Annotated in this window: 14 protein-coding genes and 1 pseudogene; 10 read left to right on the top strand and 5 right to left on the bottom strand. The window is 55.7% G+C overall.

What is annotated here, in order from left to right:
- Positions 1-192: 192 nt before the first annotated feature.
- Both WG219_06680 and WG219_06675 read right to left on the bottom strand, forming a co-directional pair.
- A complete protein-coding gene (locus WG219_06680) occupies positions 193-792 on the bottom strand; it encodes an FMN-dependent NADH-azoreductase (GenBank protein WXL27132.1) in 600 nt (199 codons plus the stop codon).
- A 134-nt stretch (positions 793-926) separates the two neighbouring features.
- Entirely contained in the window at positions 927-1241 is a 315-nt protein-coding gene (locus WG219_06675) for a 3-phosphoglycerate kinase (protein WXL27131.1), read from the bottom strand.
- Positions 1242-1328: 87 nt separating this feature from the next.
- Between WG219_06675 and WG219_06670 the strand changes: the two genes are divergently transcribed.
- From WG219_06670 to WG219_06655, 4 genes are all read left to right on the top strand, one after another.
- Positions 1329-2264, top strand: coding sequence for a LysR family transcriptional regulator (locus WG219_06670; GenBank protein WXL27130.1), 936 nt, complete (start codon positions 1329-1331; stop codon positions 2262-2264).
- A gap of 2 nt (positions 2265-2266) precedes the next feature.
- Positions 2267-3079 carry an alpha/beta hydrolase gene (locus WG219_06665; GenBank protein ID WXL27129.1) on the top strand — a complete coding sequence of 271 codons (813 nt, stop codon included), beginning with the start codon at positions 2267-2269 and terminating at the stop codon, positions 3077-3079.
- Positions 3080-3083: 4 nt separating this feature from the next.
- Positions 3084-3638 (top strand): peptidylprolyl isomerase, encoded by a 555-nt coding sequence (locus tag WG219_06660; GenBank protein ID WXL27128.1) that lies wholly within the window; start codon positions 3084-3086, stop codon positions 3636-3638.
- A gap of 90 nt (positions 3639-3728) precedes the next feature.
- Positions 3729-5561 (top strand): ABC transporter ATP-binding protein, encoded by a 1833-nt coding sequence (locus WG219_06655; GenBank protein ID WXL27127.1) that lies wholly within the window; start codon positions 3729-3731, stop codon positions 5559-5561.
- A gap of 124 nt (positions 5562-5685) precedes the next feature.
- On the opposite strand, the gene WG219_06650 is transcribed toward WG219_06655, so the two are convergent.
- Entirely contained in the window at positions 5686-6813 is a 1128-nt protein-coding gene (locus WG219_06650; protein ID WXL27126.1) for a GNAT family N-acetyltransferase, read from the bottom strand.
- A gap of 115 nt (positions 6814-6928) precedes the next feature.
- Between WG219_06650 and WG219_06645 the strand changes: the two genes are divergently transcribed.
- On the top strand, positions 6929-7534 hold the full coding sequence (locus WG219_06645) for an inorganic diphosphatase (GenBank protein WXL27125.1): 606 nt from the start codon (positions 6929-6931) through the stop codon (positions 7532-7534).
- Between the two features lie 84 nt (positions 7535-7618).
- On the opposite strand, the gene leuA is transcribed toward WG219_06645, so the two are convergent.
- Entirely contained in the window at positions 7619-9304 is a 1686-nt protein-coding gene (gene leuA / locus WG219_06640; GenBank protein WXL27124.1) for a 2-isopropylmalate synthase, read from the bottom strand.
- A gap of 264 nt (positions 9305-9568) precedes the next feature.
- On the opposite strand from leuA, the pseudogene WG219_06635 reads away from it, so the two are divergent.
- Both WG219_06635 and WG219_06630 read left to right on the top strand, forming a co-directional pair.
- Positions 9569-9766, top strand: a pseudogene (locus WG219_06635) (AraC family transcriptional regulator).
- A gap of 207 nt (positions 9767-9973) precedes the next feature.
- Positions 9974-10384 carry an AraC family transcriptional regulator gene (locus WG219_06630; protein WXL27958.1) on the top strand — a complete coding sequence of 137 codons (411 nt, stop codon included), beginning with the start codon at positions 9974-9976 and terminating at the stop codon, positions 10382-10384.
- A 299-nt stretch (positions 10385-10683) separates the two neighbouring features.
- Here the strand turns inward: WG219_06630 and WG219_06625 are convergent, their stop codons facing one another.
- Positions 10684-10890 (bottom strand): hypothetical protein, encoded by a 207-nt coding sequence (locus tag WG219_06625; GenBank protein WXL27123.1) that lies wholly within the window; start codon positions 10888-10890, stop codon positions 10684-10686.
- A 399-nt stretch (positions 10891-11289) separates the two neighbouring features.
- On the opposite strand from WG219_06625, the gene hutI reads away from it, so the two are divergent.
- The 3 genes from hutI (at position 11290) to hutU (ending at position 15330) form a co-directional block, all read left to right on the top strand.
- Positions 11290-12507, top strand: coding sequence for an imidazolonepropionase (gene hutI / locus WG219_06620; GenBank protein WXL27122.1), 1218 nt, complete (start codon positions 11290-11292; stop codon positions 12505-12507).
- Entirely contained in the window at positions 12497-13444 is a 948-nt protein-coding gene (gene hutG / locus WG219_06615; protein ID WXL27121.1) for a formimidoylglutamase, read from the top strand. The genes hutI and hutG overlap by 11 nt, the downstream gene beginning before the upstream one ends.
- 197 nt (positions 13445-13641) lie before the next feature.
- Positions 13642-15330: a urocanate hydratase gene (gene hutU, locus WG219_06610; protein ID WXL27120.1), complete on the top strand. Its 1689-nt coding sequence runs from the start codon at positions 13642-13644 to the stop codon at positions 15328-15330.

Here is a 15330-nt window from a genome sequence, read left to right as displayed (position 1 = left end):
AATGCCGATAACAGCTGGATACAACCCGTGGGAGGCATTTTGCCTGCAAGCGCAGTCAAACCCCAGTCAGATAACGACCAGAAACACTCATTACTTGTCGATAATAAAAAAGGCCCGGCCACTTCGGGGGGGAAGGCCGGGCCAAGCGTCCAGTTGGGGATGGACGTAGGAGCACAAAAAACCAACAGAAAATTAGACCACCGTAGCCAACCTTGCGTTGGCCTCGGCGAGGCCGCGCTTCATGAACTCATCCCCCAGATTGAGTCCTTCTGCGTGGATAAACTGCACATCATAAATCCCCACAAAACCCAACACCTGGCGTAGATACGGCTCCTGATGATCTTGCGGGCTACCGGAATAAACACCACCACGAGCGGTTAGAACATAAGCGCGTCTGCCGGTAAGCAGGCCTTGTGGACCCGATTCGGTGTACTTGAAGGTCACCCCTGCGCGCAACACATGATCGAGCCAAGCCTTCAGCGTGCTGGGGATGGCAAAGTTGTACATCGGTGCGGCCAGCACCAGCACATCGGCAGCCAGTAACTCTTCAGTTAAAAGATTGGAGCGTTGCAGTGCTTCATTTTCCGCCGCGCTCAGCTGATCGGCAGGTTTCATCCACCCACCGAGTAAATCAGCATCCAGATGTGGGACTTGATCAGCGGCCAGGTTACGAACCTTGACCGAATCATTCGGATGGGAGGCTCGCCAGCTAGCCAGAAAGGTTTCGGTCAATTGACGAGACACAGAGCCCTGATCTCGGACGCTACTCTCAATCACCAGAACATGTGCCATTTCCACTCTCCGCTTGCGGCAATCCGCGTAATGGGAGGCATGGTATGAGCACAAAGATTGATTAAAAAGCGCAATTTTCTGCACCTTTAAATCAATTTATTTGATTTATTTGAAGGTCGAAATTAGTCTCAGCGCTACTGCTGCTCACAGGTCAAATTAACCCTGAGCTTGATGATGCTGCGGTTTGATTTGAGTGTCAGTGTACTGACCTGACCCGGAGCAACGACTGCACGGCGGGTACGGGGTGCCTCTGGACCATTGCGAAAGATGGCCTTACACGACGCACCAATTTCGCCGTAGTTATAGAGCTGAACACTGGCCATGTTGTGATCAATTTGCTGAGTAGTCACCGACACCTCGGCACCATTGAGCTGTTTTTCGAGCTCAACCGGGTAAGCCATTACCGTGAAAGGTAAACAGGCCAGCAGCGCGCAGCAAAACTTCTTCATCAAGGCAGCCTCCAAAGCAGAACGGTCAGTTTAGGTTGATTGAAACGTTTTTTGCACCTGACTGCCAGGAACATTAAGGGACTGAATATGAAAGCTCCACGGGTAACACTGGACCAATGGCGAACGCTACAGGCTGTAGTCGACAGCGGTGGTTTTGCGCAAGCCGCTGAAATTCTGCACCGCTCACAATCTTCCGTCAGCTACACCGTGGCCCGCATGCAGGAGCAGCTCGGCGTACCGCTGCTGCGTATTGATGGACGCAAAGCCGTGCTGACCGAAGCAGGTGATGTGCTGCTGCGCCGCTCGCGGCAGTTGGTTAAACAGGCAAGCCAACTGGAAGACCTTGCCCACCACATGGAACAAGGCTGGGAGGCCGAAGTTCGCTTGGTGGTTGATGCAGCCTACCCCAACGCAAGGCTGGTTCGAGCCCTGACCGCATTCATGCCGCAAAGCAGAGGCTGCCGGGTGCGTTTGCGGGAGGAAGTGCTATCCGGCGTGGAGGAAATACTTCAATCCGGCAGCGCCGACCTCGCCATCAGTGGACTTAACATCACCGGTTTTCTCGGTACCCAGTTGCAAACCGTAGAGTTTGTCGCCGTGGCCCACCCAGATCATGCCTTGCACCGCCTGCAGCGCACCGTCACCTATCAGGACCTGGAAACACAGATGCAAGTTGTCGTGCGCGACTCCGGCCAACAGCAGCCTCGCGACGTCGGCTGGCTCGGTGCCGAGCAGCGCTGGACGGTCGGCAGCCTGGCCACCTCCGCCACGTTTGTGAGCAATGGTCTTGGCTTTGCCTGGTTGCCAAGGCACCTGATCGAACGCGAACTAAAGGAGGGGCTACTCAAACCTCTGCCGCTGGAACAGGGCGGACAACGCGATGCAATCTTCCACCTCTACCGCAACAAGGAAAAGACACTGGGGCCGGCTGCGCAGATTCTGGTAGACCTGATCACCCGCTTTGACACTGTCCCGCTTGGGGCCCCATTCGCTGCCCCTGAGCCGCACCAACCTGAGGCGTGAGCATGGCCACCTTCTCCCACAATGGCTGCAATCTTTACTATGAAGAGCACGGCCAGGGTGCACCGCTTCTGCTGGTGCATGGTCTAGGTTCAAGCACCCGTGACTGGGAGTTGCAAATCCCCGTGCTCGCCCAGTACTTCCGGGTAATAGCCTTTGATGTGCGTGGCCATGGACAATCCTCCAAACCCCGCGAGCGTTACAGCATCAAAGGTTTTGCCGATGACACAGCAGCACTTATCCAGCACCTGCAACTACCGCCTGTGCATCTGGTGGGGATATCCATGGGCGGCATGATTGGTTTTCAGTTGGCTGTTGACCACCCAGAGCTGCTCAAGAGCCTGTGTGTCATCAATAGTCTGCCAGAGGTCCGCGGCCGAAATTGGAGGGACCGCCTGGAGATAGCCAAACGCTGGATACTGGCGCGAGTGCTGAGCTTAGATACACTGGCTAAGGCGCTGGGAAAATTGCTGTTTCCCAAACAAGAACAAGCCCTACTGCGTCAAAAGATGGAAGAACGCTGGCCGCAAAACGACAAGCGCGCCTATCTCTCCAGCCTGGATGCGATCATAGGCTGGAGCGTGCGGGAACGGCTGGGGCAAATTACCTGTCCCACGCTGGTGGTCGCAGCCGAACACGACTACAGCCCTGTTTCACTGAAACAAAACTATGTGAGTGAAATGAAACATGCACAGCTGCTGGTCATCGAAGACTCGCGTCACGCCACGCCGCTGGATCAACCTGAACACTTTAACCGCAGCCTGTTAGCCTTCCTCCAAGAAGTCGAACAAACTGCAAACTCTGCCGATAAGGACTAAAACGATGCTGAAGCAACTGACCCTCGCCGCCTGCTCCATGCTGCTGGCCGGTAGCCTGATGGCCGCAGAAAACCCCAAAGTACTGCTGACCACCACTGCCGGTGACATCGAGATCGAACTGAATCAGGAAAAGGCCCCGATCAGCACCGCTAACTTCCTCAGCTACGTGGATAGCGGCTTCTACAACGGCACGCAGTTCCATCGCGTGATCCCAGGCTTCATGATCCAGGGTGGCGGCTTTGATGCGAACATGAAGCAGAAAGACACCCAAGCCCCGATCAAAAACGAAGCCGACAACGGCCTGCACAACGTACGTGGCACCCTGGCGATGGCCCGCACCCAAGCTAAAGACTCCGCCACCAGCCAGTTTTTTATCAACCACAACGACAACGCCTTCCTTGACCACGGCGCCCGTGACTTCGGTTACGCCGTATTCGGCAAAGTGACCAAGGGCATGGATGTTGTGGACAAAATCGCTCAAGCACCAACCGGTAACCGAGGCATGCACCAGAACGTCCCGACCCAACCTGTACTGATCGAAACCGCCAAGCGTCTCTGATCCACCCTGCCGGTTCACCCCGGCAGACAGCGACGCGCTGATCCGGGCTGTTGCCACGCGGCAACAGCCCTTTAGGCAGGATGCCTGACCATGTTATTCCGCTACTTCGAAAGACTGATCGACGTCTTCAAACCCAGCCCGGACGTCGAACCTCCCTCCGGCATAATCGCCTTCTACGCCCACTACCTTCGCCAGATCTGGCCCCTGATGATCGCCGTGCTGGTGCTTGGCTTCTTCGCCGCCTTTATCGAAGTTTTGCTGTTCAGTTACCTTGGCAGGCTGATCGACATGATCCAGGCCACGCCCAGCAGCGAATTCTTCAGCAAATACCAGACCGAATTGATCGGCATGCTGCTGCTCGCGCTGGTCATTCGCCCTGTTGTGTTCGGCATTCATGACCTGCTGACACACCAAGCCTTTAACCCCGGCCTGACCAACATGATCCGCTGGCAGCACCACCGCTACGTGCTCAAGCAAAGCCTGAACTTCTTCCAGAACGACTTTGCCGGGCGTGTCGCTCAGCGCGTATTGCAAACCGGCCAATCACTTCGTGAATCCACCATGCAGGTGGTCGATGCACTGTGGTTTATCGTGGTCTACACCGGCAGCGCGCTCTACTTGTTCGCCTCTGCTGACCCACGCCTGATGATCCCCCTGATCAGCTGGATCATCCTCTACACCGCTCTGCTCAGCTACTTCGTGCCGCGCCTGAAAAACCGCTCAGCAGCAGCCTCAGAAGCGCGCTCAAAACTCATGGGCCGCGTGGTCGACAGTTACAGCAACATCACCACCCTCAAACTCTTTGCCCACACCCAGTTTGAAGAGCAGTACGCTGGCGAGGCCATGGGCGAGCTGGTGCACAAGTTCCGTCTGCAAGCGCGCACCATTACCCTGATGGACTTTCTCATCACCAGCCTGAACGGCCTGCTGATTGTCGGGACAGGCGCACTGGCACTGTGGCTGTGGAGTGGTGACCTGATCTCTGCAGGCGCGATTGTGCTGGCACTCGGACTGGTGATCCGCCTGAACAACATGGCCGAATGGATCATGTGGGTGGTCAACGGCATCTTCGACAACGTCGGCTCCGTGCAAGACGGCATGAAGACCATCGCCCAGCCACGTCTCGTGGTGGATAAGCCTGACGCCAAGACGCTGCAACTTGAGCAAGGCGCCATCCGCTTCGACAACATTCACTTCCACTACGGCAAAGAGCGCGGCGTACTCAGCGGCCTGAGCCTAGAGATAAAACCGGGCGAAAAGATCGGCTTGGTCGGCCCCTCCGGTGCGGGTAAATCCACCCTGGTCAGCCTGCTGCTGCGCCTGTACGACCTTCAAGACGGCGCCATCTTGATCGACGGCCAGAACATAGCCGATGTCACCCAAGACAGCCTGCGCGCACAGATCGGCATGATCACCCAAGACACAGCCCTGCTTCACCGTTCCATCCGCGAAAACCTGTTCTACGGCAAACCGGATGCCAGCGAAGAAGAGATGCTCGCTGCCGTGCGTAAAGCCAGCGCCGACAGTTTCATTCCGCAATTGGATGACGGTCAGGGCGGTATTGGTTATGACGCCACCGTGGGTGAGCGTGGCGTGAAACTTTCTGGCGGTCAGCGGCAACGTATCGCCATCGCCCGCGCACTGCTGAAGAACGCACCAATCCTGATCATGGACGAAGCAACCTCAGCACTGGACTCGGAGATTGAAGCGGCGATTCAGGACAACCTCGACACCCTGATGCAGGGCAAAACCGTTATCGCCATCGCCCACCGCCTTTCCACCATCGCCCGCATGGACCGGTTGGTAGTGATGGATCAAGGCCGCATCATCGAGACCGGCACCCACGCCGAACTGATCGAACGCGGCGGCCTCTATGCGCGCCTGTGGCAACACCAGACCGGAGGGTTTGTCGGGATCGATTAAACAGAATACCTGTAGGAGTGGCTTCAACCGCGAACCCACCTCAACCCCCAACCCCATTCGTGGCTAAAGCCACTCCCACAAACGCACAGCCTCTGTGGGAGTGGCTTTAGCCACGAAAAGCTGTCTACTCTTCACTGCGATACGGCAACAACTCCCGGGCTTGCTCCGCGTAATGCCGCACCCCCGCCTGCTCTTCCCGTAAAAACTCCGCCACCGCAGCCCGCAACCCCGGATGGCAAAGGTAATGCCAGGACTCCGTCAGCACTGGCTCAAAGCCCCGAATCAACTTGTGTTCGCCCTGCGCACCGGCATCAAAACGCTTTACGTCTTGGCTGATCGCATACTCCATGCCCTGATAAAAACAGGTCTCAAAGTGCAACCGGTCAAACTCATCCAAACAGCCCCAATAGCGCCCATAAAGGCTATCTCCGCCGAGCAGACTAAACGCCATCGCCACCGGCCTGCCGCCCTGCACGGCAAACACCACCCGGATCATCTCCGGCATGCGCTCTGTCAGCAGGCTGAAAAACGCCCTCGTCAGATAGGGCGAACGGCCACGCACATGGTAGGTGTTGGCATAACACAGGTAGACGAAATCCCACTCTGCCTCCGTCAACTGGTGCCCTTCGCGCCAATCAAAACTAATGCCCTGCCCCGCCACCGACTCGCGCTCTTTGCGCATTTGCTTGCGCTTGCGCGAACTCAAGGTATCGAGGAAATCCTGAAAGTCCCGGTAACCGCGATTACGCCAGTGAAACTGACAGCCCAACCGCTGCAACCAGCCCTCACGCCCAGCCAATAAATCAGCCTCCGCAGGCGTGGTGAAATTGATATGCAGACTACTGAGTTCGCGCTGCGGCAGGCTGGCTGAGAGCGCATCCAGCAACTGACTGGCCGCCACCGGATCACCCACCAGCCGCGCCCCCGTCACCGGCGAAAACGGAATCGCCCCGAGCAACTTCGGGTAATAGGCAATCCCCGCCCGGCGACAGGCATCCGCCCAACCGTGATCGAACACATACTCGCCGTAGGAATGACTCTTCACATAGCCCGGCATGGCCGCCAGCGTGCGGCCGCTGTCGTCCTGCCACAGGGCATGAGCGACCTGCCAGCCACTGCGTCCGCCCACACTGCCACTGTCCTCCAGCGCCGTCAGAAAGGCATGACGCAAAAAAGGCTGTGGGCTGGCACACAGACCATCCCACTCAGCCGCCGTAAGGGTATTGAGTGAATCAACTGATATCAGCGGCACAGGCTTACCCCACCCTCAAAATCACGCCTGCATGGCGCTGAAATATATCTCTAACAATCACCCAGCAAGATACGCGTGCCAACTTAATCGCAAAAGCACTCACCAAGGAGTCATCATGCAAAAGTCCCTGCTCGCTTTAGGTGTCGCACTCATGCTCGGTAGCGGCGTCGCCATGGCAGAGAAATCTATTGTGCATCCGTTCCAAGCTGAACAGGCGAAGAATGCGCCGAATGACGTTCACATGGCTGTGGAAATTCCGGCAGGCAGCTTCACCAAATACGAAATCAATGAAGAAGGCCTGGTTTTTGTCGACCGCTTCCAGTCCATGCCTGTTGTCTACCCCGCCAACTACGGCTCCCTGCCGCGCACCCTCGCCGGTGACAACGACCCGCTCGACGGCCTGGTCCTGACCCGCGAAAGCCTGCACCCTGGCGTCATGATCAAATTCCGCCCCATCGGCTATCTGAAGATGATCGACGGCGGTGAGCACGATGAAAAAATCATCGGCGTACCCAGCAGCGATATCGACCCGACCTACGACAACATCCAGGACATAAACGACCTCCCAGCCATCGAACGCCAACGCATCGAAGCCTTTTTCAAGGTTTACAAAAATCTGCCGGAAGGCCGCAAGAAAGTTGAGCTGAATGGGTTTGGTAATGCCGCTGAGGCGAAGAAACTGATTCAGACGGCGCTGGACAATTATAAGAAGAACAACTGATTTAACGCACATGTACACAAAGCCCCGCTAAATAGCGGGGCTTTGTGCTAATTGAATCGTCACCAAAATGAGCGGCTCAAAGACTTAAGACACCTCCGGCATTTGAGGAAGTAGCCCTTTTCGTGTTGCACAGCAAACCGCGCTGACAACGGCATCAAGTGATGCATCGAGAACGTTTCTGCTTCTACCTGCACCGAACTGCAATTGGCCATTGATTTGGATTTCAACGTACGCCATCGCTTCAGCACTGGCCCCCTTACCAACTGCATGCTCGTGATAGTCAGCGATATCGAATTTTAGTCCGTGATGAGCGAACGCGCTGGTAATGGCCTCGAGCGGTCCATTGCCCCTCCCTGAAAGGGCAACTTGGCTGTGGCCGAGGAGCAATGTCGCATCCACCTTAGTGCCGTATGCACCGTTAATAACACTAGCCCCTGACAACGCGTAGGGTTTGCCACGCGTTAAGTAGTGCTCAGTAAAGCTTTCCATGATCATGTTGGGGGTGATTTCAAGCCCCGTTGTGTCAGCTATTTGTTGGATCAGATTGCTGAATTCGATCTGGAGACGACGAGGTAAAACGATCCCTTGCTGCTCCAACAAATACGCGATACCACCTTTGCCAGACTGGCTGTTTACCCGAATCACCGCCTCATAGCTGCGTCCCACATCCGCCGGATCTATAGGCAAATAAGGTATCTGCCAGAAACCTTCTGGATGCTTCTGGCGATGAGCAAATCCCTTCTTGATCGCATCTTGGTGTGACCCAGAAAACGCAGTAAACACTAATTCCCCTGCATAGGGATGACGTGGGTGTGTCGGCAATTGATTGCAGTACTCAACCTCACGCTGGACGTGGCTGATATTCGAAAAATCAAGACCAGGGCTAATTCCGCTGGTATAGAGGTTCATCGCCAAAGTCAGAATATCGACATTCCCCGTTCGCTCGCCATTCCCGAACAAAGTACCTTCGACCCGCTCCGCACCAGCCAAACAGGCCAACTCGGCGGTGGATACGCCTGTTCCTCGATCATTATGTGGATGCACACTGATGATCACGCTGTCACGGTTGCTGATATGCCTACAAAACCACTCGATGTGATCTGCAAAAACATTAGCAGTGGCTACTTCCACGGTTGTCGGCAAGTTGAGGATCATCTTGTTTTCAGGCGTAGGCGCGAAAGCGTCAATTACAGCCTCACAGATTTCCAAACCGAAATCAGGCTCGGTAAAACAAAACGTCTCAGGCGAGTACTGATAAGTCCATTGCGTCTGCGGATTCTTCTGCATAAGTGCTTTGATCTCGCGCGTCGCTTTCGTGGCGATCTCGATACAACCCGCCCGATCAGCTCCGAACACAACCTCTCGAAAAACAGGGGCTGTTGCGTTGTAGACATGAACAATAGCGCGAGGCGCACCTTGGAGCGCTTCGAATGTCCGCTCAATGAGTGATGTGCGGGCTTGCGTCATTACTTGGATCGTGACGTCTTCGGGGATAGCGCCGCTCGTAATCAAATCACGGAGATAGTCGAAGTCGGTTTGCGAAGCAGCAGGAAATCCCACCTCGATCTGCTTGAAGCCTATCTGCACCAGCAGATCAAAGAAGCGGCGCTTACGTTCGGGGTTCATTGGCTCGATCAGCGCCTGGTTGCCATCGCGCATATCCACACTGCACCAAGTCGGAGGGACTCTTTGGATTCGGCCGGGCCATTGACGGTCTGGAAGGTCGATAGTGTCGAAATGGCGATACTTTTGAGAGGGATCAGTCAGCATGATAGGAACTCCACAACAAATGAAACCTGACTCCCCTAGCGGCGATGCTGACTATGGTCGGGGTCAGGGGAAATCAGGATGAGTCATGACGCGAGCGGACGCGTGCAGACCCCGACCGATAATCAGTCGTAGTCGCAGTGGTAAAAGGATAGAAAGCGTTCGCATGGCAGAACTCCGTAGTGGATCGGTCTCACTATAAGAGTCGCAGCATGTGTCCATCTCAATTAATATGGACTTTTATTTGCTCAATACGGACAAAAGCATATGGGCTTCCACGCACCGCTGGACGGTGGCCATGCACTTGATCTGGAACGGTTGAATCATCATTCAGTGGCCGTAAGCGGCGTAGCGGTCAGCTATCCACAAGGCCATATCGTACCGATGCACCACCATGATGGAGGGCATCTGATTTATTCGAATCGTGGCTTACTTCGTGTAGAGACTGAGACTGATCACTGGCTTGTGCCACCTACCTCAGCCGTTTGGCTAAGACCTGGGGTACCCCATCGTCTAATTGTTCCTGTAGCGCTACAGGCACATGGATTGTTCGTAAGCATCGAAGCAAGTAGAGCGCTCCCCGAAGCAGATTGCGTTGTGCAAGTAAGCGACCTCATGCGAGAACTCATCATTAGGCTGACATCTTCGAATCATCCTGCAATGACTCCGCACATGACCCACTTACTGGGCGAGTTGCTGATTGAGGAACTTCGCGCGACACAAGCGCTGCCACTGCATCTCCCTTGGCCTCGAGATGAGAAGTTAAGGGCACTCTGCGATGCCCTAATGGCCGATCCAGGCCGGGATGAAACCGCAGCACAATGGGCAGATAAACTCGCGCTAGGAGAGAAAACCTTCCATCGCCGCTTCATCAAAAGTACAGGGGTGACGTTCGGAAAGTGGCGCCAACGCCTCCGGCTGATGTCCTCATTAACGCTTCTGACACAAGGTGCTCATATCACCGCGGCTGCAATGGCAAGTGGGTACGATAGCCACAGTGCTTACACCTCAGCGTTCAAGCGCCAGTTTGGCATGCCGCCTTCAGCGTTTACAGGACGCAAACCGATTCGGGACATCAACTGACATGTAATGGTAGAAAGACTGCAAGCAGAGGGTTTTATCTAGGAACAGACGATATTTAGTCCACCCTATCCTAGGATGGAGGATTCCAACACATCTTCACATGCCCCTCGGTTTCCCCATCCTGAACAAACCCCAAACGCTCATAAAGTCTTTGCGCCTGTGGATTGATTCGAAAAACAGCCAACTGCAAAGTTACTTTTCGGGCAACTGCTCGCTGCCGGAGGTCTTTGACGATATCGGTGCCAATACCCCGACGTTGATACTCAGTTGAAATGGCAGGGTTGCAGATATAGATACAGTCAGCATCGTTGAGTATCTGGAAGTAGCCGACAATCAGCCCCCTCGTCAATCACTGAGGTCTCGGCGCTGGCAAATTCTTTTTCTAAATTCGATCGCTGCCAGCTTTCATCCCAACCCCATATTTCCTGAACATGGGTGTGGAAGGCTGCACGAAACAACGTAAATAACTCTAGTTTATCGCGCTGTATCGCGGGCCTCTTTTTCATACTAGGCACCTCCTTCATTGAGAGCCTTCCCTAACATTCAGCGTTTAACCACGCAGTCAGTGACGATGTTGCATCTGACTCAGCACATTTAGCCTCTAACACGAGCATCCTCGCTTTAGAGCCATAAACAGCTAGGTCCTGGAAATACGCAAGAATCTAACCACCCGGCCTTTCTAACCAATTGCCCCCTCCTTCAGCGGTTTAGCCCAAACCACTTGGTGCAACAAACTCTACTAGCACTCCGCAAAGCGCCCTGAGCCTAATGGTTTAGTCCGCACGCATCATAATGTATATACAAAAATCAATCACCCGAACGCTACCACTAGCACACACCTGAAAACTAAGGCTTGACTGATCCAGACTCAAAAAGTAAATGTATATACAAATGGAGGCATAACAATGATCAAGACACCTCACACCTCCCTGCTATGGCGCAACGTCACGTTGTTTGATGGCCTGCGCCAATGGGATCAGCCCGTGGCCGTTCTGGTTAAGGACGGGCAGGTTGCAGCCATCTGGCCAGAGCAAACGCTTGATGAGCGCATGGTGAGAAATGCCCAGATTGCGGGGCAAGGTGGCGTGATGACACCTGGCTTGGTGGATTGCCACACACACCTGATTTACGCCGGTGACCGTGCCGCTGAGTTTGAGTTGCGACTTGAAGGTGCAAGCTACGAAGAGATCGCCCGAGCAGGTGGCGGCATTCTGAGCACGGTGCGCGCTACCCGTGCCGCATCCGAGGAACAATTGCTGGAGAGTTGCCGTCCGCGCTTGGAGGCCTTGATGGCAGATGGGGTGACAACGGTTGAGATCAAGTCCGGCTATGGCCTGACCTTAGCTGATGAGTTGAAAGTGCTCCGCGTGGCCCGACACATTGGTGAGGTGTTTCCGATTCGTGTGGTCACAACGCTGTTAGGTGCCCACGCCCTCCCCCCAGAGTTTGTCGATAACGCCGATGGGTATGTCGAGCTGGTCTGCGCCGAGATGATTCCGGCGGCCGTAGCCGAAGGTTTAGCGGATGCGGTAGATGTGTTCTGCGAAGGCATTGCCTTCTCACCCGAGCAGTGTGAGCGCGTCTTTCGCACGGCACATAAACATGGCTTAAGGGTTAAGGCGCATGCTGAACAACTGTCTAACTTAGGCGGCAGTATGCTGGCTGCCCGGTACCAGGCACTGTCCTGCGATCACATTGAGTACCTAGATGAGGCTGGCGTGAAGGCCATGGCCGAGGCCGGCACTACCGCAGTGTTGCTGCCGGGAGCCTTTCACATGCTGCGCGAAACGCAGCTACCGCCCGTTGATCTATTGCGCCAATACAACGTACCGATGGCTGTAGCCAGTGATGCCAACCCCGGTACTTCGCCAATCTGTTCACCCACTTTGATGGCCAACCTGGCTTGCACGCTGTTTCGCCTGACACCGCGTGAAGCGCTAAGCGGTATGACAGCCCACGCAGCCCGTGCCTTAGGCATCCAGACACTTGGCCGAATTGAGGTCGGTGCTCCAGCAGATTTGTGCCTGTGGAATATCAGCCATCCCGCTGAGCTGGCGTACGCCGTCCAAGCCGGACGCCTGCGCCAGCGTGTTTTTGCAGGGACTATTACCCATGTTCATTAATCGTTTCCCAATAGAGCTGTGGACAGGCCGTGTTGACCCGGAGCAGGACAGCCCACGCTGGCACCAGAAGGTTCAGCCACTAACTACAGACAGCCAGCCTGGGCTCAGCTTGCTGGGTTTTGCCTGCGATGAGGGCGTGCGCCGCAATCAAGGCCGCACAGGTGCGGCTGAGGGTCCAGCAGTTATCCGCAAAGCTCTGGCCGGCCTTGCCTGGCATCGCCAAGGCAAGGCTTACGATGCTGGCGACATAGTTTGTGAGGATGGCGACCTTGAAGCAGCACAAGCACGCCTTGCAGCTAGCGTGAATGACGCGCTGAGCGCCAACCACCTCCCGATAGTCATGGGTGGCGGCCACGAGATTGCCTTTGGTAGTTGGAGTGGATTAGCAGCGCACTTAGCTCCTCAGCTGCATGCTCCACGCATCGGCATCGTCAACTTCGATGCGCACTTTGATCTGCGGGATCCCGCGCACGTGCACTCATCAGGTACGCCTTTTGCGCAGATTGCTGAGCAATGCGCGCAAAGGGGCTGGCCTTTCCATTACGCCTGCCTGGGCATCAGCAGAGCCAGCAATACCAGCGCCCTGTTTCATAAGGCAGCTGAATTGGGCGTGCTCGTACGTGAAGACCATGAAATCACTGCCGCCAGCCTTGAACGTATCTGCACAGATTTACGGGCTTTTGCAGTGGATTGCGATGCACTGTATCTGACCATCGACATTGACGTGCTCCCCGCTTGCGAAGCGCCGGGCGTAAGTGCTCCAGCCGCCCGAGGCGTATCACTGGCGCTGCTGGAGCCAATGCTGGAATGCCTGAAGGGCACCGGCAAATTGCGCCTGATTGATCTGGCCGAGCTGAACCCGACTTACGACATTGATAACCGCACAGCCAAGGTGGCAGCCAGGCTGATTCACCTCCTATCACTCGACGCGTACTAACTGCGCCGACGCTCAGACAAAAACAATTACAGAGGACGTACCCATGACCATCACCCCCTGCTCTGCCAGCCCGCCACTCCCCACGCGATCTCCGGGCAACGGCTAACCCCAGCCCGTTCACAACCCGTTTATTTCTACGCGATGCGCAGCTTCGGCCGCCTGCTGCGTGCACCGGGCTGCCTGCGCAGTCCACTCTGATGACCTCAGGAGACACCATGAGTAAGTTTCGTGACATCGAAATCCGCGCCCCACGCGGTAATCAGCTAACCGCCAAAAGCTGGCTGACTGAAGCACCGCTGCGCATGCTGATGAACAACCTCGACCCGGAAGTAGCGGAAAACCCGAAGGAGCTGGTGGTGTACGGCGGCATTGGCCGTGCTGCGCGCAACTGGGAGTGCTACGACCGGATCGTCGAAAGCCTCAAGGCACTGAACAACGACGAAACGCTGCTGGTGCAGTCCGGCAAACCTGTCGGTGTATTCAAAACCCACAGCAATGCGCCGCGTGTGCTGATTGCCAACTCTAATCTTGTCCCTCATTGGGCCAATTGGGAGCACTTCAACGAGCTGGACGCCAAAGGGTTGGCCATGTACGGGCAGATGACCGCAGGCAGCTGGATCTATATCGGTAGCCAGGGCATCGTCCAAGGCACCTACGAAACCTTCGTAGAAGCCGGACGCCAACATTACAACGGCAACCTGAAAGGCCGCTGGGTACTGACCGCAGGCTTGGGCGGAATGGGCGGTGCTCAACCACTGGCGGCGACGCTGGCCGGTGCTTGCTCGTTAAATATCGAATGCCAACAGAGCCGCATCGATTTCCGCCTGAAGACTCGCTATGTCGATGAGCAAGCCGCTGATTTGGACGATGCATTGGCCCGTATCAGCCGTTACACCGCAGAAGGTAAAGCGATCTCCATTGCCCTGCATGGCAACGCGGCAGAAATCCTCCCGGAGCTGGTCCGCCGTGGCGTACGTCCCGATATGGTTACCGACCAAACCAGTGCTCACGACCCACTCAATGGTTATCTGCCCATTGGCTGGACGTGGGAACAATACCGCGACCGCGCCCAGACCGACCCTGCTGCAGTAATCAAAGCAGCTAAACAATCCATGGCTGTGCACGTACAGGCCATGCTGGACTTCCAGAAACAGGGCATTCCAACCTTCGACTACGGCAACAACATCCGGCAGATGGCCAAAGAAGAAGGTGTTGCCAATGCTTTCGACTTCCCGGGTTTTGTACCGGCCTATATCCGCCCTCTGTTCTGTCGCGGAATTGGCCCGTTCCGCTGGGCCGCGCTGTCAGGTGATGCGCAAGACATTTATAAAACCGACGCCAAGGTCAAAGAGCTGATCCCGGATGATGCGCATCTGCACCGTTGGCTGGATATGGCCCGCGAGCGTATCAGCTTCCAGGGTTTACCAGCTCGTATCTGCTGGGTCGGCCTGGGGCTACGTGCCAAGCTGGGGCTGGCCTTCAATGAGATGGTACGTTCCGGTGAGTTGTCGGCACCGATTGTGATCGGTCGTGATCATCTGGACTCTGGCTCGGTTTCCAGTCCCAACCGTGAAACTGAAGCCATGCAAGATGGCTCTGATGCGGTATCCGACTGGCCACTACTGAATGCATTGCTCAACACCGCCAGCGGCGCAACCTGGGTGTCTCTTCATCACGGCGGCGGTGTCGGCATGGGCTTCTCGCAGCACTCCGGCATGGTCATCGTGTGCGATGGAACCGATGAGGCTGCTGAACGAATCGCCCGTGTACTGACTAATGACCCTGGCACCGGCGTAATGCGTCATGCGGATGCTGGATACCAAATCGCAATTGACTGCGCCCGTGAGCAAGGCCTGAACCTGCCCATGATCAACCAAGGAGCCTGA

It is taken from the genome of Pseudomonas mendocina (genome assembly GCA_037482215.1).
Lineage (GTDB): Bacteria > Pseudomonadota > Gammaproteobacteria > Pseudomonadales > Pseudomonadaceae > Aquipseudomonas > Aquipseudomonas mendocina_E.
This window is presented reverse-complemented; position numbering and strand designations above follow the sequence as displayed.